Source organism: Ramlibacter sp. G4-7, assembly GCF_057784995.1.
Genome location: NZ_JBYNTT010000009.1, coordinates 99,156 through 124,359 on the forward strand (window position 1 = coordinate 99,156; position 25,204 = coordinate 124,359).

The window sequence follows — 25,204 nt, forward strand, 5'->3', positions numbered from 1 at the left end:
GGGAGGCACGAAACCGAAGATTTTACGTTTTTGCGGCCTGTGGCCGCGAGGCAACATCGGGGGCGAAATTGGGCCTTCGTCCTACGAACTCCTAGCGGTAGAGCCGTTGATTGCGTAATCCCCTATGGCACAATGCCCCGAACGTAACTGGTGAATAGGTCACGCAGGACGTAGTGTTGGCGCAGCGCAGCTGCGAATCTTTTCCCCAAGAGGAGAACTATGAAGAAACTGAACAAAGTGGCGCTGCTGCTGGCCACCGCTGCGCTGGCCACGGCTGCTGGTGCCCAGGGCCGAGTGACCGCCGCCAACGGTGGCACGCAGGTCGACAACTGGCAGAACGGCACCGGCGAGTACGTGTGGCGCAACGGCACCAACGAACTCTGCTGGCGCGATGCGAACTGGACCCCGGCCACGGCTGCGGTCGGCTGCGACGGCGCCCTCGTGCGCGCTGCGGCTCCTGCCCCGGCTCCGGCCCCCGTCGCCGTCCCGACGCCTCCGCCGCGGCCCGCCGCCCCGGCCCCGGCCCCGGCTCCCCAGCCGCCCGCCGCGACCAAGGTGACCTACGCCGCCGACGCGTTCTTCGACTTCGACAAGGCTGTCCTGAAGCCCGAAGGCCGCGCCAAGCTGGATGACCTGGTCGGCAAGATCAAGGACATCAACCTGGAAGTGATCATCGCCGTGGGTCACACCGACTCGGTCGGTACCGACACGTACAACCAGAAGCTGTCCGTCAAGCGCGCCGAAGCCGTGAAGGCCTACCTGGTCACCAAGGGCATCGAGAAGAACCGCGTTTACACGGAAGGCAAGGGCGAGAAGCAGCCCGTGGCCGACAACAAGACCTCCGAAGGCCGCGCGAAGAACCGCCGCGTGGAAATCGAAGTGGTCGGCACCCGCGCCAACCGCTGATACGCAGGCGAGAAAAGCTGCACAAAGGGCCCGCATCGCGGGCCCTTTTTTCATTTACTCACGGGCCAGCCGCAGCACAATCGCCTGGCACAGCCATGAATGAAACCCTCAACGCCGATCCCCTGGAGCTGGCCAAGTTCTCGGAGCAGGCCCACCGCTGGTGGGACCCGGACAGCGAGTTCGGGCCGCTGCACGCCATCAACCCGTTGCGCCTCGCGTGGATCGACGGGCTGGCCGGCCTGAACGGCAAGAAGGTCCTCGACATCGGCTGCGGCGGCGGCATCCTGGCCGACAGCATGGCGCGCAAGGGCGCCAAGGTACTGGGCATCGATCTCTCGACGAAGGCGCTGCGCGTGGCGCAGCTGCACGCGCTGGAGGCGGGCACGCCCAACGTGGACTACCGCGAGATCAGCGCCGAAGGGCTGGCCGCCGAACAGCCCGGGCAGTTCGACGTGGTGACCTGCATGGAGATGCTGGAACACGTGCCCAGGCCGGCCTCCGTGGTCGAGGCCGCAGCCACGCTGGTCAAGCCCGGCGGCTGGGTGTTCTTCTCCACGATCAACCGCAACGCCAAGGCCTTCCTGTTCGCGGTCGTCGGGGCAGAGTACGTGCTGAACCTGCTGCCGCGCGGCACCCATGAATACCTGAAGTTCATCAAGCCCAGCGAACTGGGATCGTGGTGCCGTGCCGCGCGCCTGGACCTGCTGCAGACGCAGGGCATGGAATACAACCCGCTCACCCGCCGATACTGGCTGTCCGGCGACACGAGCGTCAACTACCTGGCCGTGGCCCGGAAAACATGATCGCGCAAGACGTGAAGGCCGTCCTCTTCGACCTGGACGGCACCCTGATCGACAGCGCCCCCGACCTCGGGGCGGCTGCCGACAAGATGCGCACGGACCGCGGCCTGCCGTCCCTGCCGTACGAGAAGTACCGCCCCATGGCCGGAGCGGGTGCGCGCGGCATGCTGGGCATCGCCTTCGGGATCGGTCCCGACCACCCCCAGTTCGCGGACATGCGGGAAGAGTTCTTCCGCAACTACGAAACCTGCATGACCCAGCGGACCTACGTGTTCGATGGCGTGAAGCAGCTGATCGACTCGCTCGTGGAGCGCGACGTACGCTGGGGCGTGGTGACGAACAAGTCGATGCGCTTCGCCGGTCCGCTGACGAAGGGGATGCCGTTGTTCACGACGGCGAAGGCCGTGGTCGGCGGAGACTCCACCCCGCATTCCAAGCCGCATCCGGCCCCCTTGCTGGAGGCGGCGCGGCAGCTGGACGTGAAGCCGATCGAGTGCGTGTACGTGGGGGATGACCTGCGGGACATGCTGGCCGGGAAGGCGGCCGGCATGGGCACCGTCGCGGCCACCTATGGCTACCTGGGCACGACGGATGTCAAGGAGTGGGGGGCGGACGTGCAGATCGAGACCCCCTTGGCGCTGCTGCCGCTGCTGCGGTTTCGCGTAGCGGCCTGATCCGCGTCCTCCCTCCCCACCGGCAAGGACCGGGAGGGGCCGCGGCTATCCTTGGTAACCCCGCGGATTCATGCTCTGCCACCGCCACGCATCGACACACATTTCCTCCAGCGACAGCTTCGCTTCCCACCCCAGGAGCTTTTTCGCCAGCGACGCATCGGCATAGCACTGCGCGACGTCCCCGGGCCTGCGGTCGACGAGCTGGTAAGGGACTTTCCGACTGCTGGCCGCCTCGAACGCCTTCACAACGTCCAGCACGCTGTACCCGCGCCCGGTGCCCAGGTTCACGGTGAAGCTTTCCGGCCGCGCCAGCAGCGCCCGCATGGCAGCCACGTGGCCCGCGGCCAGGTCCTGCACGTGGATGTAGTCGCGGACACCGGTTCCATCTGGCGTCGGGTAGTCGTGGCCGAACACGCTGAGCTGCGATCGCAGTCCGACTGCGACCTGGGTGACGAAAGGCATCAGGTTGTTCGGGATGCCGGCGGGGTCCTCCCCGATCAGTCCACTCGGGTGCGCCCCGACGGGATTGAAGTACCGCAGGACGCCGACGCGCCAGGCCGGCTGGGCGCGTACCACCGCCTGCAGCATGTCCTCGATGACCAGTTTGGTGTGGCCGTACGGATTGGTGTGGCTGCGCGGAAAGTCTTCGGTGATGGGCACGGTGGCCGGATCACCATACACGGTGGCGCTGCTCGAGAACACGAGGGTCGGCGCGCGAGCGGGCAAATACACCGCCTCCATCGCCTTCAGGAGGTTCACCGCCCCGCCGAGGTTGTGGTCGAAGTACTTCAGCGGCTTGGCCACGCTCTCCCCAACCGCCTTCTCCCCGGCGAAATGAATCACCCCGGCTGGTTGGTGCCGCCGCAAGGCCGCTGCGACGAAAGCAGGGTCCATCACGCTGCCTTCCTCGAGCGCCGGCCGCGCGCCCATGATGCGCGCCAGGCGATCGATCACGGCCGGGTGGCTGTTCGCAAAATTGTCCAGGATGACGGGAGCGAAGCCCGCTTCCTGCAGGGCAACCACCGTGTGGCTGCCGATGTAGCCGGCGCCGCCAGTGAGCAGGATCGGAAGGGGGGACGAGGGCATTGCCCGACTATAGCCTCCGCACGACGTGGGATCGCGTGCGTCCGGTCTTGAAAACGCTTTGGATGGCTTAAGATACGCACTCCTGGGGCTGCACTGGTTTCGACGTGGGTTCGGACACGCAGCAGGGCATGTCGAGGCTCAGTTCCCTCGTTAATCCAGCTGAAACAAACTAACTGCGAACGACGAACGTTTCGCCCTCGCCGCTTAATTGCCGGTGAGCCTTGCAACAGTTGGCCGATGGGCTGGGTTAGGGTCGCAAGGTCCTAGCTGCAAGGGTAATTACATTGGCTGGCTTCTGTCCGGGTGCCTTGGGCAGGAGCGAGACTCAAGGGCACTGGCTGGGTCGGTAGCGTGCGACTGCGCGACAGACTCGGCGAGAAACAAATCAGACCGCTAAACATGTAGAACTGCTCGGAGAAGGCTTGCGGACGCGGGTTCAATTCCCGCCAGCTCCACCAATTGCTGTGCAAGGTGCGTCATCATTGCGCACAAATGCGCCGCCGCTCGTTCCTGACGCTTGTCGCTGGTGGTTCCCTTGCTGCCCGTGCCGAACTGGTTCGCGGCGGCCGGCTTGTTCTCCCCATAGTCGTCAGTCCGGCAGCCTCTCCGCGTGTCCGCCAGGCCGCTGCCGAGCTTGCGAGCTACCTGGGCAGGATCACGGGACAGACCCCAGCGGTCACGAGTGTTGCGGGCCCCGGAATCGCCGTGGGATTGCCCGCCGATTCCGCGTTCTCCGGTCGCCGCGACAGCGACCCGGCAAAGGACGGGGCGGACGACTACTGGATCTCCTCCCGTGCCGACGGACTGTTCCTCATCGGGGCGGGTGAAGCGGGCGTCGAGAACGCCGTGTGGGACTTCCTCCATCGGCTCGGGCACAGGCAATACTTCCCGGGGGAGCGCTGGGAGGTCGTGCCCCGCGCTGCCGATCTTGCGGTGGAACTCGACGTGCATGAGTCGCCGAGCTACGCCTCGCGCCACATCTGGTACGGCTATGGTCCGTGGGACTATGCCGCCGAGCCCTACCTGCGCTGGCGCCGACGCAACCGCATGCCCGGCGCGTTCGGCCTGCGCACCGGCCATGCGTACGGCGCCATCATCGCTGCGTTGCAAAAGGATTTCGACGCCCATCCTGAGTACTACCCCCTGATTGGCGGCGAGCGCAGGCCTTCGAAGCACGCCAAGTTATGCATCGGCAACGCGGGCTTGCGGGACCTGGTCGTGCAGTACGCAGTGAACCAGTTCCGCAAGGATCCGGCCATCGACAGCGTGTCGATGGACCCCAGCGACGGCGGCGGCTGGTGCGAGTGCCAGGACTGCGCGGTGCTCGGCACGATCAGCGATCGTGTCGTGGTGCTTGCAAACCAGGTCGCGTCCGCCGTGGATCAGGCATTCCCTGGCAAGCGGGTCGGCATCTATGCGTACAACTTTCATTCGCCGCCGCCCACGGTTCGCGTGCACCCCGCCGTGATCGTCAGCGTGGCTACCGCGTTCACGCGTGGCGGCCTGACCGTTGACGGCATCATGCGCGGGTGGGCGGCGCAGGGCGCGACCCTGGGAGTGCGCGAGTACTACTCGGTGAACACCTGGGACCGGGATCTGCCAGGGCAGTCGCGCGCGGGCAACCTGAAGTATCTCGCCCATTCCATCCCCGAGTTCCACGGCTACGGCGCGCGGTTTCTCTCCTCCGAAGCCAGCGACAACTGGGGACCGAACGGCCTCGGCTACTACGTTGCATCACGCCTGCTCTGGGATGTGAGGGCGTCCGTCGGCGACATCGTCGAGGATTTCCTCTCGCGCGCCTTCGCATCGGCGAAGGCGCCCATGCGCGACTTCTATGCCGTGCTCGATGCCTCGGGGCCGTTCCTGGCCGGAGGGGATCCGCTGCCCCGGATGTTCGAGGCGCTTCGCGCCGCGCGCGACGCAGCGCGGACGGACACGGCGGTCTCCGGCCGCCTCGACGACCTGACGCTGTACGCGCACTACTGCGCGTTGTACCGCACGTACGCGCTTGCGGGCGGCGAGCGCAGGCAGGCCGCTTTCGAGGCGCTGATACGCCATGCCTACCGCATGCGGACCACGATGATGGTTCACACGAAGGCCCTGTACCGCGACTTGCCCGCGCGGGACCGCACGGTCCGGATTCCGCCGGGGGCGGAGTGGAACGTGCCCGAAGGGCGGAACGCCTGGAAGTCGTCGCAGCCCTTCGGCGCGGGTGAGATCGAATCGTTCCTGCGCGAGCAGCGCGGGACGCGAACCCCTGGAGTCGCCCCGGCGCGGCGTTTCAGCGACGTCCTGCTTCCTGCTCCCTGGCTGCGCGCGATCGCCGCCGAGCGACTGGCCTGGGATGCGGCCAGGGGTGAGCAACTATTCCTCGTGCAGTTTGTTCGTGAAAGTACAGACTTGTCTGTGCGCCTGGTCCCCGCCGACGACGCCCTGCCCGGATGGCAGGATCGCGTGGCAATGTCCCTGGTGCCTGCGGACATGAAGCCCGCCGAAGGTGCCGCCCAGGCCTGCGCATTTCGCCGCGAAGAAAACACGCTCGTCGCAACCATGCGCGCGTCGCGGCCTGGCCTGTACCGCATCACCGTCTCGAGCGGCGACCGTGTGGCGGTGGTGTTTCCCGACGACTTGCCGGTGGTGGTCCCCTGTGCGGAAGCGCGTCCCATGAACGGGACGTACCGCGACTGGAGCGCGTACTTCTACGTTCCGAGAGGAACGAAGGAGGTCCGCTTCATGGCCGGCGGGCACGGCGAACTGTTCGACCAGGTCGGGCGCCCTCTGTTCTGGTTGAACGGGCGGCCGCCGGCAACGTATTCCGTCGGTGTGGGGGAAGGACAGGACGGAAAGGTCTGGCAGGTCCGGCACGCGGAAGGCGCAGTCACACTGCTGAATGTGCCGCCTTATTTCTCGCCGACCCCCTCGCAACTGCTGTTGCCCAGGGATGTACTCGCCACCGATGCAGGCTCGTGAAGCCGCTGCCGTTCGCGCGGAGCGGCAGCCAGCAGTTCACCGTAGACGTCGAGGGTGCGCTGCACGATGATGCGTTCATCGAACTCCGCAAGCGCCCGCGCGCGCGCGGCCTGCGCAAGGCGTTGCCGCATGGGGCGGTCCTGCTGCAACCTGATCACGGCGGACGCGAGGGCGGCGGCATCCCTGATGGGGACCAGCAAGCCGTCGATGCCATCGCGCACGACTTCGCGGCACCCCGGCGCGTCCGTCGTCACGAGCGCACAACCGCATGCGGCTGCCTCGATGAGCCCCTTCGGCAAGCCTTCCCGATAACTCGGGAGCGCGGCCACGTCCACACTCCGGAAGAGGGCCGGCATGTCTTCGACGTGCCCGAGCCACTCCACCAAGCCGTCCCGGACCCACGCCCGCACCCTTTCCTCTGGCACCGCGGCAGGGTTTCCGGGATCGGGCGAGCCGGCGATCAGGAAATCGATCGGGTGGCCGCCCGAGCGTGCCAGGCGGGCGGCCTCTGCGAACTCCGCCAAGCCCTTGTCCCACAGGAGCCTTGCGGGCAGCAAGACACGCATGCGGCCAGTGTCCGCACCCGCGGTCTCGTTCGCGCGAAACCGGCTGCAGTCGACGCCGGAACCCCTGATCAGCCGCACGTGCGTGGCGTCGATGAGCCCGCTGCCCGCGAACAATGCGACATCGTCCGGGTTCTGCAGGACGAGGCGGCCGTTGTCGCCGCCCAGAGCCAGCCGCATCAAGCCGCTGACCAGGGGCCGCAGCAATCTGGCCCGCAGGTCGTTGCTGGTGAACACGTAGCCCATGCCGGCCACGGCATTGATGCGTCCGGGGCGGCCCGTGCCCCGGCTTGCCACACGCGCCGCCAGCGAGCCATAGACGGCGCACTTGATCGTGAAACTGTGCACCAGCTCGATCCTTTCACGCGCGATGAGACGCGTGAGCCACCAGACCAGGGCCAGTTCGCGCAGCGGATTGAGGCTGCGACGGTACATGGGGGCGGCGATCCACCGGAAGCCCATTTCCTGCAATCGCTGGCCGTACGTGTCCGGCGGCGAAACGAGGATGACTTCGTGACCGGCGTCCCGTAGTGCGATCGCCAGCGACCGGCGAAAGTTGAGCAGGTACCAGGCTGTGTTGGCGAACAGCAGCACCCTCACGAGACCGTCCCGAAGAAGTACGCCTGGTACGGCAACCAGGATCTGGCGTTGTTGGAGAACAGCAGCCAGACGAACTGCACGGATGCGTAGTAAGCCAGGATGAGCCCGACCCAAGCGCGCTTGCCGCTCGGCTGTCTGGCCATGAGATCGGGAAGCCGTGGAAAGACGTACAACTGCAGCGGAATCAGGTAAAGGGCCACGCGATCGACCGCCGTGGACGAGGGAGAGACCAGCAGCCAGCCCAGGCTGGCGACGGCCAGGAGGGCCATGATCACCCACAGGTTCCGTTCTGCTTCGCTCCAGCGGAAACGCTTGCGCAGCGCCAGCAGCAGGGCGGCCGGCATGAGGTTCATGAGCACCCGCACGAGCGCTCCTTCGGACTGGTACTCCGCCTGGATGTAGGTCGTGACCATCTTGTCGACCGACTCGCTGAGCACGGCATCGTAGAGAGCCGCGGCCGCCACCCCCGCCCACAAGATGTTCCACGCGCGCCGCCGACGCGGCGCGGCAAGCATGCCGAGACCGATCACGAGCACGGCGGACTTGTGGAACAAGGCCGCGATCGATACCCACAGCAGGAAGCTCAGAAGGCGATTTCTGCCAAGCGCGACCAACCCGATCATGCAGAGGCCCAGCGCCACGGACTGGCGGGTATAGCCCATCCCGACCACGATGATCAGGTACGGAACCGCGACCGCGAAGGAGAGCCATGGCCGTGGCTGCTGCCGGCAGAACAGGATGACGCCGCCGCTAAAGAGGGCGCCGCAGACCGCGTTGACCCAGTAGATGCTGCCGTTCAGTTCGCTCGAGAGCCAGTTGAGGAACCAGTAGCCGGGATCCCCCCGGTCCATGGCCTCGTCGAGGGACATGAAGCTGATGGCCTCCCAGTGCCGGATGTACGCGCTCCAGTCTCCGCCGACCTCGTGCCGCCCGCCGACGAACGCGCTCATGAGCACGAACACCAGCAGCCACGACCCCCTCAGGTCCGCCAAGGTGCCGGACGTGCGCGTCGGCGAGCCCCGCGTCGGCTGCATGAACGCGGTCGCGGCGGGCACCAGGAACATGAGCCAGTAAGGCCACATGGCTATGCGAATGCCTGTTGGACGGACGTCGTCGCGGCGGCGCGACGGGCTCCCCGCGCCCGCCGCGCCGCATCGACGAGGTGGAGGAGAAAGGCCTTGTACTCGCTTGCGGAGGGCTCTGGGGGGTAACCCTGCAGGCCATAGACGTTCTGGAAGCCGTCACCGAAGTGCCGGGCGAAATAGGCGCGCAGCGATGGGAGATCGGGCGCGCGGCCAGCCAGGCAGTCGGCGGGCGGCGGCACGGTCCCGGTGAAGTAGGAGTGGATCGCCGGCGGTGTCAGGTACCAGGGCTTGCCGAGCACGATGACGCGCTTGCCCTGCGCGGCCGCCTGCAGCGCCACGGTCCCGGTGCAGGTCGCGAAGATGTTGAACCGCGACAGAAGGAAGTCGTGGCTGACCGAAACGTCGACCACCTTCACGCCCATGCGCGTGAGGTCATCGTAGAAGCCGGCATCCCTGTAGACGCCAACGAAGTTCAGCATCTGGCCGATCGTGTAAAGGAATACGGTCGGGTGTTCCCGGTAGTACACCTTGTAGCCCAGGTCCACCAGCGTCCTAAGCGCCAGGCGGAAGTCATGGAAGAAGGCCGCGTCCGGGCAAGTGGTCGCTTCCGGCTGGTAGCTCGCGTAGAAGATCACCGCGTCCTCGGGAACCTGGTCAAGCGTGGCCGTGCCGGTGTTGCGACGATATGAACGGCGCAACCGCCCGATCGCCGCCAGCGACCTCGTTGCCTTGCGCAGGTAGAACCAGGCATAACCGAGACGCGGCCAGGCCCCCTGGCGGGCGTCGAACATGCACCAGACGTCCCCTGTCGCGAGTCGCCTCAGCACCCGCCGGATGTTCTTGGCCGCCTGCCAGTAAAAGCGGACCAGGGAGGTGCCGGACTGCAGGTAGGCGTTGATGTACGCGGGGTTCTCCACGCTTTTGGCTGCATCTTCGAGGAATGCGTCGATCGCCTCCGCCGAGCCTGCGGCACGGCGCGGGAGCACGCGGGACTTCAGGCCCGCATAGAGATGGAGGCGCTTCGTCAGGAACTCCGTGGACGCCGAAAAGACCGGAATCCCGAGCAGGCCCGCGGCCGTATGGATCGCGTAGTTGAACGGCCAGTGCGGCGACGAGGTGGCGAGGAACACCGCATCGACCCCAGCCGCCTCCAGCTTCGTGCACCAGAAGGAGATCGCGCCGACGATCTCCCCGCGCTTGTCCTCGCCGGTCAGAGGAAACACCTGATGCCGCTCCAGCAGCCGTTCCATTGCCAGGAAATCCTCGACCGGGATCCGCTCGACGAGGTCGATCCTCTGAAGCCCCGACAGGGACCGGGTCCGGTGGTGGCTGTCGAATTCGGGCATGTGCTGCGACAAGGAGTACAGCTGCACGTCACCCTCGCTCTCGACCTCGCGGCGCTGGTCGGCATACGCCTCCGAGTGCACGGTTTCCAGCAAGGCAAGCACGATCCTGGTCATTTGCACTCCCGCAATGCGTTTTCCAGTGCAACGTAGCGCTTGTCCCGTGCGAGGTCGTGGAAGACGATGTTGTCCTTCCCGTACTCGTGCAGGGCGGCCGTCGAACTGAAATGGTAGACGTGGGTGGACGCGAAGCGCTCCGCGAGGTAATCGATCTGGTACTCGGCCGGAATCTGGATGTTCAGCTCCTGGAAGCCGCAGAGCTTTCCCGGCTCCCGTACCGGGCTGTGCGGGTGCGCCTTGTAGAAGAACGCGCTGCCATCGTCCCGGGGCAGCGCTTGCAGGGTGTCGTAGCCACCGCCCCAGGGGCCGAGGAACACCACCGCTTTTCCGGTCCCCCCGATGGCGCCAAGCTCGCCCTCCACGATCCCGCGAAAGAACTGGCTGTACGCATCCAGTTTCCGGATCTGGATCAGCGGCTTCCGGCAGGAGGGATTCATCCGCCGATAGAGCGCCGGGTTGGTGCAGAAGATGCCACGGGTCTCCCGGCCGCCGCCGAAGTGCAGCCCGCAACCGGTCACGAGCGAGTAGCACCACCACTTCAGGTACCTGGCCTTGTTCCTCCAGCCGGGCCGCAGGTCGGCGTAGTTCCCATGGTAGGTGCCGAAACCTTCCTCGAACAGCCAGAGACTCGCCGGCTCGAGGCGCCGGAAGAACAGGTACAGGCTCACGCGGTCGTCTTCGACGTAGAGTTTCCGGCCGCGGATGTATCCTTTTTCGGCCATCAGGTCGTCATACCCATCGACGAACGAGACGCTGTCGATCCTTTGCCCGGCGTCCATGGCCTTCATGAAGCGGAAGAAGGACTCGGCGAAGGCGAAGCTGCGCTTCACGACGAAAAAAGCGGCCCGTTCGCCCGTGACCTCCAGGACGGACAGCGCCATGAGGGCCTGGTACGGCTTGCTGACGACGATCACCGATGCGGATGGGTCGCGGGACGTTTCAGCACGCAAGGTGGAGGCGCCCCGCGCACGGGACCGAATGAGCCTGCGGTACAGTCCTTCCAGTTCGTCGGCCTGGCGATCGATGGAGTAGCCATCGCGGGCCAGGCGCTTGTTCATCTCGACCAGTCCTGCGGTCGAAGCATCCGTCACGATGGACACCATGGCGCTGGCGAAACTGGCCGGCGAGCGGTCGGGGACGACCCAGTTGGTGTGCGCGAGCAGCCGCGGCAGTTCTCCGACGGCGGTGCAGACGATCGGCAAGCCGAGGTACATGGCCTCCAGGACCGCCAGCGGCAGTCCTTCATGGCGGGAACTCAGGACGAAGGCGTCCGCATGGCGCATCAGCACGGCGACGTCGGAGCGCGGGCCGAGCAGAAAGGCTCGCCCTTCCATGCGGTTTTCGACGATGTGCCGGCGCACCTCGTCCCAGCTGTCACCCCGCGCGCCCGCGATGAGCAGGAAGGTCTTGCGTCCCGCGACGACCGGAGGCACCAGCTGGAAGGACCGCAGCAGGTGGATGTGGTCCTTCTTCGCGTTGACGTTCGCGACATTGAGGTAGATGAGGCTGCCGACCTTGGGGAGATGCGCGCCGAGTGGCCAGGGTGCCTCGGCGTCCTCGTCGAACTGGCCGAAGTGCCTTCCGTTCTCGTTCGCCGCCAGCGCATAAGGGAAGCTTGCCGCAACGTGCGTGGAGCAGGCCAGGGAGAGGGCGTCGGCATGGTGGAGCACGGGCGCGACCAGCCGATGAAGGAAGTGAACACGCTCCCAGACGTTGTGCTCCGTCGTCACCAGTGGCGCCCGCAGCAGGGGCCGCAGCAGCCTGCAGGCCTGGATGGCCAGGGGCATGTGGGCGTGCACCACGTCGGCGGAGCAAGACCGCAAGTGCCGGCACAACTTCAGCAGCATGCGCAGCGGTGTGGTCTCCTGCAGCTCCACCACGCGGATGCCCAGTGCCTTCACGCGCGCGACGTTGGCTTCGCAGGAGGACGACAGAACGACCACCTCCACGGCCGCGCCGCGCCTGGCGAACCATTCGGAGAGATCGCACACGTTCGTTTCCGCCCCGCCGTTGAGGAGACTCTTGGTGACGAAGGTGATCTTCATCGCCTGTCTCCGGCAGAGACGCGCACGAAGGAGAGCAGCAAGCCAAGAAGTGCCCAGGCGCGTACCCGCAGGCTGCGGGACTCGCCCACCTGCCGGCGGCTGAACGCCTTGAGGCGGGCGAATTCCCGGTGCTGCAGCAGGCTCTTGAGGATGGAGAGTTCGGTTCGCGCGGCGATCCGATCCAGGAGCGCACGCTGCGCATCGCCACAGGACGGGTCCAGGCGCGCCTTCTGCCGGCGGCAGAATTCCAGGATGGCATTGGGCTTGTCCAGTGCCACGTTCGACAGTCCGGTGCGCCCGCTGCCGTGGCATATGACCGAGTGCACGTTCTGAATGTGCAGCTCCAGGTCCTGGACAAACAGGAGCCGAAGCAGGAACTCCACGTCTTCGCCAGTGCTGAAGCCGGTGTCGAAGCACTGCCCGCCGATCGCCTCGCGACGCAGGACGAGGCCGGAGGTATTGAAGCCGAGGCCGCACTCGAGGACGCGCTGCAGATAGCCGTGCTTCGTATGCCGCTCCTGCCCACGCGAGGGCGCCACTCGCTCTCCGTGCTTGCCGCAGGAGTAGACGTCCACCGTCCCGGCCTCGCGAACGTACGCGAAAAAGCTGGCGAGGTGCCCCGGTTTCCATTCGTCGTCGGCATCGAGGAACGCGACATACGTGCCGCTCGCAGCTTTCAGGCCGGCGTTCCGCGCTCCGGAAACGCCCTGGTTGACTTGGTCCAGCAGGAAGATGGACGGATGCTTTTCCTGCAGTGCCAGGACCGCTTCGCGCGTCTGATCCTGCGAGCCGTCGTTCACCACCAGGATTTCATCGGGCGGACGCGACTGCGCCAGGGCGCTGCGCACGGCGCGCGCAATGGTGGACGCAGCGTTGTAAGCGGGGATGACGAGGGAAATCGTGGCGTCGCCCGCGGCGCGGCCGGCCCTTGCGGGTGGCTCGGGACGCGGAAGGGAGGCGGCGGTCACGGCCTACAGGTCCCCGCCGATGTCTTCGAGCGAGACCGGCGAATTGCGCGGGATGTCGCGTGCCGCGCGCTTGCCCAGCACGCGGTCCAGGTATTTCGGCGCCAGGCCGTAGCCCGGACGGACGCTCCTGACCGCGTCTTCGGTGATCGGTTCTCCCAGGCGGAGCTCACGCACGAAGTAGAGCGAGCGCCGGAACTTCACGTTGCCCAGTTCGCTCGGCGTCCGTTCGTAGTCGACCGCGCCCAGGGCCGACCAGGCCGTCCTGCTGTCCCGGCAGAGCGCCGCCAGCTCCGGCGGTTCGAGCGAGAAGCTGTCGTCGGGGCCGCCGCCGGAGCGATCCAGCGTGAAGTGCTTCTCGATGAGCGAAGCGCCGAGCGCGACGCTGGCGATCGCGGTGGTGTTGTCCAGCGTATGGTCCGACAGCCCCACGTTCACATCGAAGCGCGCGCGCATGTCGGGGATGGTCCGCAGGTTGTATTCGGCGGCGGGTGCGGGGTAGCCGCTGACGCAGTGCAGGATGGCCAGTTCCTGGCAGCCGGCGGCGCGCGCTGCGTCGATCGCCTCCTGGATCTCGTCTGCGGTTGCCATCCCCGTCGAGATGATCAGCGGCTTGCCCGTGGCTGCCGCGTACCGGATCAGCGGCAGGTCGATGGCCTCGAAGGAGGCGATCTTGTAGGCAGGCGCGTTGAGGTTCTCCAGCAGGTCGATCGCCGTCCGGTCGAACGGCGAACTGAAAATGGTGATGCCCAGGCGGCGGGCGCGCTCGAACAGCGGGGCATGCCATTCCCATGGCATGTGCGCTTCGCGGTACAGGTCGTACAGCGTCCGGCCGCTCCACAAGCCGCCGTGGATCTGGAAGTCCTCCCCGTCGGCATCCAGCGTGATCGTGTCCGGCCGATAGGTCTGGAGCTTCACGGCGTCTGCGCCCGCCTTGTGCGCCTCCTCGACGATGCGCAGCGCGGTCTCGAGCCTGCCGTTATGGTTCGCGGAGAGCTCGGCGATGACGTAGGGCGGGTGCGCCGCGCCGATGGGTCGTCCCGCAATGGCGATCTCGCGCATGGTGAATCCTTTCATCCCGGGTTGTGCGACCACTCGCCGCGCAAGAGGCCGAAGCAGACAAGATCGCGGTAGGCGCCGCCGACCCGGTGCTGTTCGCGCAGCACGCCCTCCTGGCGGAAGCCAAGCCGAAGGTGGAACCGGATGGAGGCTTCGTTCGAGTCGAGGGCCTGCCCACAGACCTTGTGCAGGGCCAGGGGGCCGAAGGCATGGGCCAGCGCCAACTCGCCTAGCTTGCTGCCGGTGCCCTGGGGCGCGTCGGGTGCCGCATAGAAGCCCCAATCGGCAGCGCCGCCCTCACTCACATCGCTGAATTGCACGAAACCGAGGGCGGCGCCGTCCCGCTCCAGGACAAGGAGGCAGCGTGATGCATCGCTGCTGGTTCGAGCGAACCAGGCGCGGTGTTCTTCGCGCCCGATCTCGTGTCGGGTGAGCATGTTGGCGCGGACCGCGGGATGGTTGCGCCACCCCAGGACCCGGTCCAGATCGGGTTCCGCCAGTGGCCGGATGTGCCAGTCGCCTGCCGCGTTCATGAGACAAGCGCCTCCCACACCCTGCTTGCGCCTGTTCCGTCCGTGACGGAGGCGCAGGCCTGCGACATGGCCGCCAGGCGACCGTCGGCCTGCAACGCAACGATCTTCGAAGCGAGGTCCGTTCGCAGGTCCTCACCATCGGCGAGGAGCTGCGCAGCCCCGGCGGCTTGGAGTGCAAGCGCGCCCTCGCGTTGATTGGCCGCGATGACCATCGCCAGCGTCGGAAGCCCGAGGCAGCAGCGCTCGAGCGCCGTGCCGCCGACCGCTCCGATCGCGAGGTCGCAATCGGCCATCAGCCGCGCCATGTCGCCGACGCCTGCCAACACCTCCACGGGGCGTGTCATGTCCCGTGCCCGCTCCCGGACCTGTCGGAGCCACGGCGCCTGCGCCCCCATCACCACGGTGATGCGGCAGTCGCCTGGCAGCTCGCAGGCGGTCAGTGCGTCGAGCACCGTCCCGGTCGCGTTGTCCTTGTCGACGCCTCCCATGTTCACCAGCAACCGACGCAGCCCGGCGGTGCGCGCTCGGCGCGCCAGCGCAGCGGGCCTGTGCGCGGCGAATTCGGGACGCAGCAGCGCATACCGCGGGCCAGCGAGGATGCGGCAGTGCGGCGGTACGAGGTGTCCGTAGTCGGCATCGATGCGTCCGACGTTGTGGTCGAGCAGCACGTGGCAATCGTGTTTCCGATCCGCCAGGTCGTCAATCACCATCAGTCGCGAGCAGGAGGATTTCAGCCGCTGCTCCCAACGGAAGTCGATGGCGTAGTGATCCACCACGACGAGGTCGGCGCCGCCTGGCTGCAAGAGCGCGCTCGTTTCCTCCGCGTCCGCCTGCCAGTCCCTTTCGAGCCACTCCGCGTGCGGCGGCAGGGAAGCGTCGGACCGTTGCGGGCGCTGCGGCGACATCGGTGCGCCGGACGAAAGCACGCTGACCGCGTGGCCGCGCTCGCGGATCACGGGGACGAGATTCGCTTGCTGTCCGCCGGTCACGAACCGGCACACGGCGCCGCCCCACGCGAGTGTGTCCGCGAGCGTCAGGCAACGCATCACGTGGCCGGTTCCGATCGCGATCGACGCGTCGGTGCGGAACACGATGCGGGGCCTGCGATCCGCGGCGATGCGTGTCAATTTCGGTTCGGCGGCCTGGCTGTCCACGTCGGCTCCGTCTTGCGCGTTACCAGGCCGTCCACCCGCCGTCGACCGCCAGGTTGGCGCCGTTGACGTAGGACGAGGAAGGGGAAGCGAGGAACAGGACGGGCCCGGCGATTTCCGCGGCCTTGCCCACCCGCCCGAGCGGCACGCGCGCCGCGAGACGTTCCGTGAATTCGGGATCCGCCGCTTGGACCTTGCCCGAAGGAAATGGCCCGGGCGAGATGCTGTTGAAACGGATGCCCTCGCGGCCGAATTCACACGCAGCGTACCGGGTCCACTGAAGCAGCGCTGCCTTGGCAGCGCCATAGAAGGGCGGATTCGCCCGCTCGGCGCCTTCGTACACGCGGAGGTCGGGACTGACGACTCCATACATCGATGCCACGTTGATGACGGAGGCATCACCGTCCCGCGCGACGGCGGCGCGCAAGGCGGGCAGGGCAGCGCGGACGAGTTCGTGGGCGGCGACGACGCTCACCTGGTAGCTGTCCGCGTACTGCCGCGCCTCGCTGTGCGCGATCGTCCCGGCGCCGCCGGCGTACGCATTGTTGACGAGGACGTGAAGCGGTTCGTTCGCCAGGCGCGCCAGTGCAGCCCGGATGGACGCAGGGTCGGCCACGTCGAAGACCAGCGCTTGCGCATCGAACCCTTCTTCCCGGATGCGCTGGACGAGCGCATCGGCGCGCCCGGCGTCGCGGCTGTTGACCAGGACCCGGGCACCCGCGGCGGCCAGGCTGCGCGCCATCTCCTGGCCGAGGTGCCCGGTCGCGCCCGTCACCAGCGCCGTTCGTCCCTGCAAGGTGAACATGGTCATCGGTCCTTCAGCCAGCGCGCCGGGTCCAGGGTCGCTTCGGGCAAGGCTGGCCGCTTTCGCTCGATGGCCGCGACGGCGGCGGGCTCCAGCGCCGGCGCATTGAAGTGCGCGACGTTGGCGCGCAGCTGCTCCTCGGTTTCCACGCCGACGACGACGCCGTCGATCCAGGGCTGCGACCGCGCATACCGCAAGCAGAGGTCCACCACGTTCGCGCACGCGTTCTCGATGCTCTGCACCGAGAGCCACCGCAGGATGGGCGAGGCGTCGGCGACGCAGGCTCTGGCCCAGCGTGCAGGGTCGGTGCTCCCCAGCAGCCCCTGCAACAAGGCGCTGCGTGCATGGACGAGAAGTGGGCGGGCGGCCTTGCGGCCCAGGACCCGCTCGCGCGCCGACATCCAGCGGGGATCCAGGATGTTGAAGGGCACCTGCACGAAGCCCACATCGTCGAACTCCATCGCCCGCAACAGTTCCTCGGGATCCTGCACGGACACCCCCAGGGTGCCGATCACGCCGTTCTCGCGCAACTCGCGCAAGCGTTCCCAGGCGGCGCCCTGCCAGGCATGCAGGTGGGCAGCGCGGTGCAGCAGCAGCGCGTCCAGGCGCTGGACGCGCAGCCGCGTACACGATTGGTAGACGCTGGCGTCCACGCGAGCTGCAACTTCGGCCGCGCTGGCCTGCGCCGTGCATTCCGCCAAGGGCGACAGCTTCGTCACCACCTGGACGCGTGAGTGCCATCCGTTCGCCAGGGCATCGCCCAGCCTGGCTTCGCTCTGTCCGTAGGCGTGTGCGGTGTCGATCCAGGCCACGCCATTGCCGATGGCGTTCTTGACGATGGCCTGCGATTCCTCCCGGGTCGGCATGCCACGATCGTTCGCAATGCCGTAATCCAGGCCGAGCTGCGCGGTGCCAAGCACGAGCCGGGGGACGGGTTGCGGCGCGACCGGCTGGTACTTCGCGAAGCGCAGGCGTTCCAGCAGGTACGGCAGTGGGGCCTGGACGGGATCGGGAACGTCCGAGAACACCTTCTCCACGACGGCATAGTCGTCGTGGTTGTCCACGGTGCAGCGGAAGTGGCCCATTCGCAGTTCGAGGTACTTCGTGAACCAGCGGGGGCCGAATCGGCGGATCACGAAGGGCGTGACGTGCTCGAGGTCCGCAGTCTCGGTCGCATGGCGAAGGGCATCGCGCAGATGACCCAGCCGCGTGATCTCGCAACTGACCCCGTGCGGAACGCCCGAGGGTTCTCCGTTGCAGGCCAGGTAGTCGAGTCCGCGCGCGATGAAGTCGCGCCGCATCTCGTCGATCAGCGGCCCGTCCGGGAACACGTTGTCCGCGGTCAGGCGCACAACGAGGGCATCGTCGGGCAGTCCGGCGGCAGCCGACACCATGCGCTCCAGCACGTTGTCCAGGCTGCCCCGGTGGGTGGCGATGCCGTGCTGCTCCAGGGTACGGACCAGTGCGTCGTCCTCCCACCGCGTGGATGTCGCGACGACCACCCTTTGACCGGTGTTGCCGGCGCGCTTCGCAGCGAGCACGGCGAGCGGCAGTCCTCCCACGGGCAGGAGGACCTTCGCCGGCAGGCGGGACGAGCTCGTTCTGGCCTGCAGCACGACGATGCATCCGTTGTCCGCGCCCGCCGGTACCGTCCGCTGGGTCATGCGACGAGCGCCCTGCGCAAGCTGGACACGACCTCGTCCTGCTGCGCGTCGGTGAGCGAGGAATACATCGGCAGGCTCATCGCCTCCCGGTAATAGGCCTCCGCCTCGGGGAAGTCGCCGGGGCGGAAGCCCAGGGCCTGGTAGTAGGGCTGCAGGTGCACCGGGATGTAGTGCAGGTTCACGCCGATGCCGGCCTGGCGCAGCAACTGGAAGACCTGCCCGTGCTGCCGCTGCCCGCTTGCACCCGGCAGGCGCACGACGTACAGGTGCAGCCCGCTGTGGCCATCCGGGTGCTGCCACGGCGTCGTCACGGGCAGGTCGGCAAGGAGGCGGTCGTACCGCCGCGCGATCTCGTGCCGGCGCGCGACATACTGGTCCAGGCGTTCGAGCTGGCTCAGGCCCAGCGCCGCCTGCACGTCCGTCAGTCGGTAGTTGAACCCGAGCTCCACCTGCTGGTAGTACCAGGGGCCGTCCGGCGCGTGCGTCATTTCGGCGGGGTCGCGCGTCATGCCGTGGCTGCGCAGCCGGTCCATCCGCCGCGCGAGCTGCGGGTCGTTGGTCATCGCCATGCCTCCCTCGGCCGTGGTGATGATCTTGACCGGATGGAAGCTGAAAACCGTGATGTCGCTGTAGCGGCAGTTGCCGATCGGCTCCCCGCGGTACCGGCCCCCGATGGCGTGCGATGCGTCTTCGATGATCCGAAAGCCATACCGCGCGCCGAGTGCGTGGATGCGCTCCATCTCGCACGGTTGCCCGCACAGGTGGACCGGTACGACGACTTTCGGCAGGCGCCCTTCCGCCTGCGCGCGCTCCAGCTTGCGCTCCAGCGCGTCCGGCGACATGTTGTAGGTGCGCGGATCGATCTCCACGAAGTCCACGTTCGCGCCGCAATAGCGTCCGCAGTTCGCCGAAGCGAGGAACGTGATCGGGGATGTCCACAGCCAGTCGCCAGGCTGCAGTCCGAGAGCCAGGCAGGCGATGTGGAGCGCGGAGGTGGCGCTGTTTGCCGCCACCGCGTGTGCGGCGCCGACGCGGGCTGCGATCGCGGCCTCGAAGCGGGGAACGGCCGGCCCCTGGGTCAGGAAGTCGGAGCGCAGCACCGACGCCACGGCCTCGACGTCCGCCTCGATGATCTCCTGGCGCCCATAGGGGATCATCAGATGCTCCCGATCTTGTGCTTGTTGGCCTGGATCCACATCCGCAGGTCGGCCCTGGTCATCCACTCCGTGTTGTTGTCGCTGGTGTAGCTGAATCCTTCGGGCACCTTTCTCCCGTCCTTGATCCGCTCCGGAGAACTGCCCCACCCATTGATCGCCGGCAGGATCTTGAAGTGCTGGGCGTATTCGTAGGTGAAGAACGAGTCCTCGTGGCCGATCATCTGTTCGTGCAGCTTCTCGCCGGGCCGGATGCCGACGATCTCCTGCTGCGCTTCCGGGGCCACCGTCGCCGCGAGATCGACGACCTTCATGGACGGGATCTTCTTGACGTAGATCTCGCCGCCGACCATGTCCTCGAACGCGTGCCACACCAGCTCGACGCCTTGCTCGAGCGAGATCATGAAGCGGGTCATGCGCGCATCGGTGATGGGCAGGACGCCCTTGTCCTTGATCGCCATGAAGAACGGGATCACCGAGCCGCGGGACCCCATGACGTTGCCGTACCGGACCACCGCGAAGCGCGTATCGCGCGCGCCGCTGTACGAGTTGCCCGCGACGAACAGCTTGTCGGAAGCGAGCTTGGTGGCGCCATAGAGGTTGATGGGGCTGCTGGCCTTGTCGGTCGAGAGTGCCACCACGCGCTTGACACCGCGGTCGATGCAGGCGTCGACGAGATTCATGGCGCCGTGGATGTTGGTCTTGACGCACTCGAACGGGTTGTATTCCGCGGTGGGCACGATCTTGGTTGCGGCCGCGTGCACGACGTAGTCCACGCCGTCGAGGGCCCGGTACAGGCGATCCCGGTCGCGCACGTCGCCGATGAAAAAGCGCACGCGTGGGTCGCCCTGGAACAGCTTGGCCATCTCCCACTGCTTCATCTCGTCCCGCGAGAAGATGATGATCTTCTTCGGGTCGTACTTTTCCAGGGTCATCGGCACGAACTTGTTTCCGAACGAGCCGGTCCCGCCCGTGACAAGAATGGTCTGGTTCGTCAGCATGTGTTCCCCTCAGGCGTGTTCCGCCATGGCCTTGAACGCGGAGTTGTTCCGAACGAGGTCGTCGTAGCTGCCCTGGTCGACGACACAACCGGCTTCGAGCATGTAGATCCAGTGGCACTGGCGAACCGTGGCCAGGCGGTGGGCGACCAGCACGACGGTCTTGGTTCCGCCGAGATCGTGGATTGCATCCATGATGATCCGCTCCGTGATGCCGTCGAGCGCGCTGGTCGCCTCGTCGAAGACCAGGACCTGTGCGTCGTTGTAGAGGGCGCGGGCGATGCCGATCCGCTGGCGTTGCCCGCCCGACAACTGCACGCCGCGCTCGCCGACGGTGGTGTCCAGGCCCTCGGGCAGGCTGGCAACCAGTTCGTCGAGATGCGCCAGGCGTGCGACGAACGCCACCTTGGCGTCGTCGATCTCCTCGGGCGGCAGGCCGAAGGCGATGTTGTCGCGGATGCTGGAGTCCGACAGGAACACGCTCTGCGCCACAAAGCCCAGGCTGTTCTGCCACGCGCGGCGATTGCCCGCGTCGATCGGGACGCCGTCCACGAGCAGGCTGCCGTCGCTGGGCTGGGTGAGGCCGAGCAGCAGATCGATGGCGGTCGACTTGCCCGACCCCGACGACCCGACGATGCCGATCACCTTCCTGGCGGGGATCGCCAGATCGACGCGGCGAAGGGCAGGGGCGTTGCTCCCCGGATAGCGGAAGCTCACGGAGTGCAGGCGAATCTCCTTGTCCGGAACGAGCGGCGGCACGTCTGCGGATTCGGGCCCGTCACCGCGGGCGGCCAGCCGAGGCAGGCTGGAGCGCAGGTCGTCCTTGATGCTGTCCAGCGCGGGCAGTGCGGCCTTGATCTGCGCCGCGCTGGAGTACACCTGCTGGAAGGCGGGGAGCAGTTTGAAGCCGGCCAAGGCATACATCGACAGCATCGGCAGCACGACGCCCATGTCCCCGCGATGCGCGAGGGTGAGATAGATGACCAGGAGGATGACGGAGCCGAAGGCGAGCAGTTCGACGGCGTACCGCGGCAGTTGCGCGATGACCTGGCTGCTGCCGTTGGCGACGGCGTAGATGCGGCTCGCTTCCGAAAACCGCCGCGTGAAGATGCGCTGCCTTCCGAGGAGCAGGGTGTCCTTGATGCCGCCGAAGCCTTCGGCCATCAGCCTGAAGCGGCGCGCCTGGTACTCCGTGATGTTGCGCCCGTTGCGCGCCAGCTTGCGGCGGGCCACCTTGTACAAGCCGATGTATGCGGCGGTGAACAGCACGATGCCCATCGCCCCCATCGCCGGGTTCACGGCGAACACCGCCACCCCCATCACGATCGCCAGGAGCGCCTTTGCGTTGAGCAGGAGGAAGGCATTGATGATGTTGTAGGTCACGCGCTGGACCTCGCCGGCGATGCGGTTGGTCAGCTGGCTGGTGTTGGTCCCGGCATGGAACAGCCAGGGCTGGCGCATGTAGTGGTCGAACAGGCGGACACCGAGTTCACTGCCCACGAGCGTTCCATACATGTTCAGGCGCCACAGCGTGTACATGGAGACGAGCGTGGACAGGGCGAGCGCGAGCAGGCAGGCGCCGCCGGTGAGCAGCACGAAGCGCTCGACGGAATCCACGCCGCTCCAGCGGTAGAGGCGTCCCAGGAATCCGTCCCCGCGCACCTGGTGCAGGTTGCCCACCATGGCCATGAAAGGCCCGACGGACAGCACGCTGAGCACCTCCATCAGCGACATCGCGATGACGAGGACCTGCAGCGACCGCAGTTGCCTGCGCTGGTCGGGGCTGAGCAGTGCGTAGAGCTCCCGGAGTGCGCGAATCATGCTGGGTGCCTTCGGGAGCCCGGGGTCAGTTCGACGCATGGTATTCCCGGTACCACTCGTAGAAGCGGCGGACGCCGACCTCCACGGGAGTGCCGGGCTTGAAGCCGACCCATCTCTCGAGCTCCGACGTGTCGGCATTGGTGGCCGGCACGTCGCCCGGTTGCATGGGCAGGAAGTTCTTCTTCGCCTCCTTCCCCATGGCCTGTTCCAGCGCATGGATATAGGCCATCAGCGGTGTCGGCCGGCTGTTGCCGATGTTGAAGACGCGATAGGGCGCATTGCTGGTGGCGGGATCAGGATTCGCCGCGTCGAACGCGGCGGCGGCGGTTGCGGGCTTGTCGAGCACGCGAATCACTCCCTCCACGATGTCATCGACATAAGTGAAGTCGCGCACCATCTCGCCGTGGTTGTAGACGTCGATGGCCCGGCCTTCCAGGATGGCGTTCGTGAACAGGAACAGGGCCATGTCCGGGCGCCCCCAGGGGCCGTAGACCGTGAAGAAGCGCAGCCCCGTTGTCGGCAGCCGGAACAAGTGGCTGTACGTGTGCGCCATGAGCTCGTTGGCCTTCTTCGTCGCCGCATACAGGCTCACCGGATGGTCGATGTTGTCGTGCTCGGAGAATGGCATGGCGGTGTTTCCGCCATACACGCTCGAACTGCTGGCATAGGCCAGGTGCTCCACGCCGGTGTGGCGGCAGCCCTCCAGGACGTTCATGAAGCCTTGCAGGTTGGCGTCGACGTACGCGTGGGGATTGACGAGCGAGTAGCGCACGCCCGCCTGGGCCGCCAGGTGGATGACCCGCCGCGGCCGCTCTTGCTGGAACAGCCGCGCCATGCCCTCGCGGTCTTCGATGCTGGTCCTGTGGAAACGGAACCCCGGCGTTCCCTGCAGTCGTGCAAGCCGCCTCTCCTTGAGGCGCACGTCGTAGTAGTCGTTCAGGTTGTCCACGCCGACGACCTCGTCACCGCGTGCGAGCAGTCGCCGCGCGGTGTGCATGCCTATGAAGCCTGCGGTACCGGTGACGAGGACTCTCATGCCGTCGATCAGAGCCGCTCGTCGGCCGCTCCGAGCGGGAGGATGCTCTTCACGTCGAAGAGGACGGCGTTCGGTTGCCCGAAGGCCTTGATGCCCCGCTCGCCCAGTTCCGTGAACTGCCGATGCGCGACGGCCACCACCACGGCCGCGTACTCACCCTGCTTCGGAACCTCGTCGAGGCACTTCAGCCCGTGTTCGCGCTCGGCCTCGGCGACGTCGACCCATGGGTCGTAGACATCCACATGCGTGTTGTAGCGCTGCAGGGTGCGGACGATGTCGACGACCTTCGTGTTCCGGACGTCGGGGCAGTTTTCCTTGAACGTGAGGCCGAGCACGAGGACCTTGCTGCCGAGAACGGGGAAGCCCTTGCGCAGCATGAGCTTCACGGTCTCGTCCGCGACGTGCTTGGCCATGTTGTCGTTGATGCGCCGGCCTGCCAGGATCACCTCGGGGTGGTAGCCCACTTCCTGCGCCTTGTGGGTCAGGTAGAACGGGTCGACGCCGATGCAGTGGCCGCCGACCAGCCCGGGACGAAACGGCAGGAAATTCCATTTGCTCCCTGCTGCCGCCAGGACTTCGCTCGTGTCGATGCCGAGGCGGTGGAAGATGAGGGTCAGCTCGTTCATCAGCGCGATATTCACGTCGCGCTGCGTGTTCTCGATGACCTTCGCGGCCTCGGCCACCCGGATGCTGCTCGCCTTGTGCGTCCCCGCCGCGATGATCTGCGCATAGAGGGCGTTCACGCCCTCGGCCACTTCCGGGGTGCTGCCGCTGGTGACCTTCTTGATCGTGGTGAGCCGGTGCTCCTTGTCGCCCGGATTGATGCGCTCCGGGCTGTAACCACAGTAGAAGTCGACGTTGAACTTCAGCCCGCTGGCACGCTCGAGGACGGGAACGCAGACTTCCTCGGTCGCTCCCGGGTACACGGTCGATTCATAGATGACCACGTCGCCCTTCTTGAGCGTGCGTCCCACTCTCTCGCTCGCGCCGACCAGGGGACGCATGTCCGGCCGGTTGGCCTGGTCCACTGGAGTCGGGACCGTCACGATGTACACCTGCGCCTTCTCGAGGTCCGCGGCATTGCTGGTGTAGCGAACGTGCGTTGCCTGTTTCAGGTCGCTGCGGCTGCATTCGAGCGTATGGTCCCCGCCGGCCTGCAACTCTGCCACCCGCTTCGGATTGATGTCGAATCCGATCACGGGCCGGTGCTTGCCGAACTCGACCGCGAGCGGCAGGCCGACGTAGCCGAGGCCGATGACTGCCAGCGTCTTGTCGCTCAGGTCCATACAGGTTCCTCCTCGTCAATGCGCTGTCTTCGAGGACGGGGGGCTTTCCGCCCTGTCCTTGCCCTCCGCCTGCAGCGCGGCGATTTCCGCCTGCAGCGCCTCGTATTCGGCCACCTTCCTTTTCAGGAAGTCGCTCGTCATGGCCGCCTTCCGCCTGATGCCCTCGGGCGTGAGCAGGTAGGCGTAATGCAGGTGATGCTTCGAGTAGGCGAAATTGCCCAGTTTCACCAGTCCCTTCTCGATCAGAGCCTTGATGCAGTAATGCAGCTTCCCGTTGCTCACCCCCAGCCGCGCCGCCAGTTCCCGCTGCGACAGGTCCGGTTCGTCCTCGAGCAGCTTCAGGACGCGGAACCGCAGATCCTCTGCGCGCTCAGTGCTTTTGCTGGCCATGAGATTGGTCGAGGGTCCCGGCACCGGCCCGGACCGTTCAAGAGTGAGCCACTGTAGTCAGTTGTATGTATCCCGGCAATTGCCGTTACTCAGAATGTGCTAAGGCCGGGTTCGTCGGATGCTGGGCGGACGTTCGTCCCGTGGTAGCCT

At 66.7% G+C, this 25,204-nt stretch carries 22 protein-coding genes and 1 other RNA gene; 6 read left to right on the forward strand and 17 right to left on the reverse strand.

Features of this window, described 5'->3' with window-relative positions; genetic code table 11:
• Positions 1-219: 219 nt before the first annotated feature.
• From ompA to AC3EGR_RS14065, 3 genes are all read left to right on the forward strand, one after another.
• Entirely contained in the window at positions 220-906 is a 687-nt protein-coding gene (ompA, locus tag AC3EGR_RS14055) for an outer membrane protein OmpA (protein WP_488547112.1), read from the forward strand.
• Between the two features lie 95 nt (positions 907-1,001).
• Entirely contained in the window at positions 1,002-1,709 is a 708-nt protein-coding gene (gene ubiG, locus AC3EGR_RS14060) for a bifunctional 2-polyprenyl-6-hydroxyphenol methylase/3-demethylubiquinol 3-O-methyltransferase UbiG (RefSeq protein ID WP_488547113.1), read from the forward strand.
• Positions 1,706-2,380: an HAD-IA family hydrolase gene (locus tag AC3EGR_RS14065; protein WP_488547114.1), complete on the forward strand. Its 675-nt coding sequence runs from the start codon at positions 1,706-1,708 to the stop codon at positions 2,378-2,380. Before ubiG ends, AC3EGR_RS14065 begins: the two co-directional genes overlap by 4 nt.
• 45 nt (positions 2,381-2,425) lie before the next feature.
• Here AC3EGR_RS14065 and galE read toward each other — a convergent pair whose 3' ends face one another.
• A complete protein-coding gene (gene galE / locus AC3EGR_RS14070; RefSeq protein ID WP_488547115.1) occupies positions 2,426-3,466 on the reverse strand; it encodes a UDP-glucose 4-epimerase GalE in 1,041 nt (346 codons plus the stop codon).
• A gap of 84 nt (positions 3,467-3,550) precedes the next feature.
• Here galE and ssrA point away from each other — a divergent pair.
• Both ssrA and AC3EGR_RS14080 read left to right on the forward strand, forming a co-directional pair.
• Positions 3,551-3,924, forward strand: a transfer-messenger RNA (tmRNA) gene (ssrA, locus tag AC3EGR_RS14075).
• Between the two features lie 247 nt (positions 3,925-4,171).
• Positions 4,172-6,436: a DUF4838 domain-containing protein gene (locus tag AC3EGR_RS14080; protein ID WP_488547116.1), complete on the forward strand. Its 2,265-nt coding sequence runs from the start codon at positions 4,172-4,174 to the stop codon at positions 6,434-6,436.
• On the opposite strand, the gene AC3EGR_RS14085 is transcribed toward AC3EGR_RS14080, so the two are convergent.
• Both AC3EGR_RS14085 and AC3EGR_RS14090 read right to left on the reverse strand, forming a co-directional pair.
• On the reverse strand, positions 6,367-7,599 hold the full coding sequence (locus AC3EGR_RS14085; RefSeq protein ID WP_488547117.1) for a glycosyltransferase family 4 protein: 1,233 nt from the start codon (positions 7,597-7,599) through the stop codon (positions 6,367-6,369). The genes AC3EGR_RS14080 and AC3EGR_RS14085 overlap by 70 nt on opposite strands.
• Positions 7,596-8,549 (reverse strand): EpsG family protein, encoded by a 954-nt coding sequence (locus AC3EGR_RS14090; protein ID WP_488547118.1) that lies wholly within the window; start codon positions 8,547-8,549, stop codon positions 7,596-7,598. Before AC3EGR_RS14090 ends, AC3EGR_RS14085 begins: the two co-directional genes overlap by 4 nt.
• On the opposite strand from AC3EGR_RS14090, the gene AC3EGR_RS14095 reads away from it, so the two are divergent.
• On the forward strand, positions 8,548-8,673 hold the full coding sequence (locus AC3EGR_RS14095) for a hypothetical protein (protein WP_488547119.1): 126 nt from the start codon (positions 8,548-8,550) through the stop codon (positions 8,671-8,673). The genes AC3EGR_RS14090 and AC3EGR_RS14095 overlap by 2 nt on opposite strands.
• A 10-nt stretch (positions 8,674-8,683) precedes the next feature.
• On the opposite strand, the gene AC3EGR_RS14100 is transcribed toward AC3EGR_RS14095, so the two are convergent.
• The 14 genes from AC3EGR_RS14100 to AC3EGR_RS14165 are packed head-to-tail and all read right to left on the reverse strand — an operon-like array spanning position 8,684 to position 25,054.
• Positions 8,684-10,144, reverse strand: coding sequence for a hypothetical protein (locus tag AC3EGR_RS14100; protein ID WP_488547120.1), 1,461 nt, complete (start codon positions 10,142-10,144; stop codon positions 8,684-8,686).
• The gene (locus AC3EGR_RS14105; protein ID WP_488547121.1) at positions 10,141-12,192 is read right to left on the reverse strand and encodes a glycosyltransferase; all 2,052 of its coding nucleotides are present in this window, start codon (positions 12,190-12,192) and stop codon (positions 10,141-10,143) included. The genes AC3EGR_RS14100 and AC3EGR_RS14105 overlap by 4 nt, the downstream gene beginning before the upstream one ends.
• The gene (locus AC3EGR_RS14110) at positions 12,189-13,160 is read right to left on the reverse strand and encodes a glycosyltransferase family 2 protein (protein ID WP_488547122.1); all 972 of its coding nucleotides are present in this window, start codon (positions 13,158-13,160) and stop codon (positions 12,189-12,191) included. The genes AC3EGR_RS14105 and AC3EGR_RS14110 overlap by 4 nt, the downstream gene beginning before the upstream one ends.
• Positions 13,161-13,163: 3 nt before the next feature.
• Positions 13,164-14,219, reverse strand: coding sequence for a pseudaminic acid synthase (gene pseI / locus AC3EGR_RS14115; protein WP_488547123.1), 1,056 nt, complete (start codon positions 14,217-14,219; stop codon positions 13,164-13,166).
• Positions 14,220-14,230: 11 nt separating this feature from the next.
• Entirely contained in the window at positions 14,231-14,749 is a 519-nt protein-coding gene (pseH, locus tag AC3EGR_RS14120; protein WP_488547124.1) for a UDP-4-amino-4,6-dideoxy-N-acetyl-beta-L-altrosamine N-acetyltransferase, read from the reverse strand.
• Positions 14,746-15,903, reverse strand: coding sequence for a UDP-2,4-diacetamido-2,4,6-trideoxy-beta-L-altropyranose hydrolase (gene pseG / locus AC3EGR_RS14125; protein WP_488547125.1), 1,158 nt, complete (start codon positions 15,901-15,903; stop codon positions 14,746-14,748). Before pseG ends, pseH begins: the two co-directional genes overlap by 4 nt.
• Before the next feature lie 19 nt (positions 15,904-15,922).
• The gene (locus tag AC3EGR_RS14130; protein WP_488547126.1) at positions 15,923-16,705 is read right to left on the reverse strand and encodes an SDR family NAD(P)-dependent oxidoreductase; all 783 of its coding nucleotides are present in this window, start codon (positions 16,703-16,705) and stop codon (positions 15,923-15,925) included.
• Positions 16,706-16,707: 2 nt separating this feature from the next.
• The gene (locus AC3EGR_RS14135; RefSeq protein WP_488547127.1) at positions 16,708-18,369 is read right to left on the reverse strand and encodes an aldo/keto reductase; all 1,662 of its coding nucleotides are present in this window, start codon (positions 18,367-18,369) and stop codon (positions 16,708-16,710) included.
• Positions 18,366-19,526: a UDP-4-amino-4,6-dideoxy-N-acetyl-beta-L-altrosamine transaminase gene (gene pseC / locus AC3EGR_RS14140; RefSeq protein WP_488547128.1), complete on the reverse strand. Its 1,161-nt coding sequence runs from the start codon at positions 19,524-19,526 to the stop codon at positions 18,366-18,368. The genes AC3EGR_RS14135 and pseC overlap by 4 nt, the downstream gene beginning before the upstream one ends.
• Positions 19,526-20,524: a UDP-N-acetylglucosamine 4,6-dehydratase (inverting) gene (gene pseB, locus AC3EGR_RS14145; protein ID WP_488547129.1), complete on the reverse strand. Its 999-nt coding sequence runs from the start codon at positions 20,522-20,524 to the stop codon at positions 19,526-19,528. The genes pseC and pseB overlap by 1 nt, the downstream gene beginning before the upstream one ends.
• Positions 20,525-20,533: 9 nt before the next feature.
• Positions 20,534-22,342: an ABC transporter ATP-binding protein gene (locus AC3EGR_RS14150; RefSeq protein ID WP_488547130.1), complete on the reverse strand. Its 1,809-nt coding sequence runs from the start codon at positions 22,340-22,342 to the stop codon at positions 20,534-20,536.
• Positions 22,343-22,367: 25 nt separating this feature from the next.
• Entirely contained in the window at positions 22,368-23,378 is a 1,011-nt protein-coding gene (locus tag AC3EGR_RS14155; protein ID WP_488547131.1) for an NAD-dependent epimerase, read from the reverse strand.
• A gap of 8 nt (positions 23,379-23,386) precedes the next feature.
• Positions 23,387-24,664, reverse strand: coding sequence for a Vi polysaccharide biosynthesis UDP-N-acetylglucosamine C-6 dehydrogenase TviB (gene tviB / locus AC3EGR_RS14160; RefSeq protein WP_488547132.1), 1,278 nt, complete (start codon positions 24,662-24,664; stop codon positions 23,387-23,389).
• A gap of 15 nt (positions 24,665-24,679) precedes the next feature.
• Positions 24,680-25,054, reverse strand: a complete 375-nt coding sequence (locus tag AC3EGR_RS14165; protein WP_488547133.1) for a MarR family EPS-associated transcriptional regulator — start codon at positions 25,052-25,054, stop codon at positions 24,680-24,682.
• Between the last annotated feature and the right edge of the window lie 150 nt (positions 25,055-25,204).

Coding starts and splice junctions, on each gene's coding strand:
- ompA (WP_488547112.1), top strand. CDS start 220: ATGAAGAAACTGAACAAAGTGGCGCTGCTGCTGGCCACCGCTGCGCTG.
- ubiG (WP_488547113.1), top strand. CDS start 1,002: ATGAATGAAACCCTCAACGCCGATCCCCTGGAGCTGGCCAAGTTCTCG.
- AC3EGR_RS14065 (WP_488547114.1), top strand. CDS start 1,706: ATGATCGCGCAAGACGTGAAGGCCGTCCTCTTCGACCTGGACGGCACC.
- galE (WP_488547115.1), bottom strand. CDS start 3,466: ATGCCCTCGTCCCCCCTTCCGATCCTGCTCACTGGCGGCGCCGGCTAC.
- AC3EGR_RS14095 (WP_488547119.1), top strand. CDS start 8,548: ATGAGCACGAACACCAGCAGCCACGACCCCCTCAGGTCCGCCAAGGTG.
- AC3EGR_RS14090 (WP_488547118.1), bottom strand. CDS start 8,549: ATGAGCGCGTTCGTCGGCGGGCGGCACGAGGTCGGCGGAGACTGGAGC.
- AC3EGR_RS14100 (WP_488547120.1), bottom strand. CDS start 10,144: ATGACCAGGATCGTGCTTGCCTTGCTGGAAACCGTGCACTCGGAGGCG.
- AC3EGR_RS14105 (WP_488547121.1), bottom strand. CDS start 12,192: ATGAAGATCACCTTCGTCACCAAGAGTCTCCTCAACGGCGGGGCGGAA.
- pseI (WP_488547123.1), bottom strand. CDS start 14,219: ATGCGCGAGATCGCCATTGCGGGACGACCCATCGGCGCGGCGCACCCG.
- pseH (WP_488547124.1), bottom strand. CDS start 14,749: ATGAACGCGGCAGGCGACTGGCACATCCGGCCACTGGCGGAACCCGAT.
- AC3EGR_RS14130 (WP_488547126.1), bottom strand. CDS start 16,705: ATGTTCACCTTGCAGGGACGAACGGCGCTGGTGACGGGCGCGACCGGG.
- AC3EGR_RS14135 (WP_488547127.1), bottom strand. CDS start 18,369: ATGACCCAGCGGACGGTACCGGCGGGCGCGGACAACGGATGCATCGTC.
- pseC (WP_488547128.1), bottom strand. CDS start 19,526: ATGATCCCCTATGGGCGCCAGGAGATCATCGAGGCGGACGTCGAGGCC.
- pseB (WP_488547129.1), bottom strand. CDS start 20,524: ATGCTGACGAACCAGACCATTCTTGTCACGGGCGGGACCGGCTCGTTC.
- AC3EGR_RS14150 (WP_488547130.1), bottom strand. CDS start 22,342: ATGATTCGCGCACTCCGGGAGCTCTACGCACTGCTCAGCCCCGACCAG.
- AC3EGR_RS14155 (WP_488547131.1), bottom strand. CDS start 23,378: ATGAGAGTCCTCGTCACCGGTACCGCAGGCTTCATAGGCATGCACACC.
- tviB (WP_488547132.1), bottom strand. CDS start 24,664: ATGGACCTGAGCGACAAGACGCTGGCAGTCATCGGCCTCGGCTACGTC.
- AC3EGR_RS14165 (WP_488547133.1), bottom strand. CDS start 25,054: ATGGCCAGCAAAAGCACTGAGCGCGCAGAGGATCTGCGGTTCCGCGTC.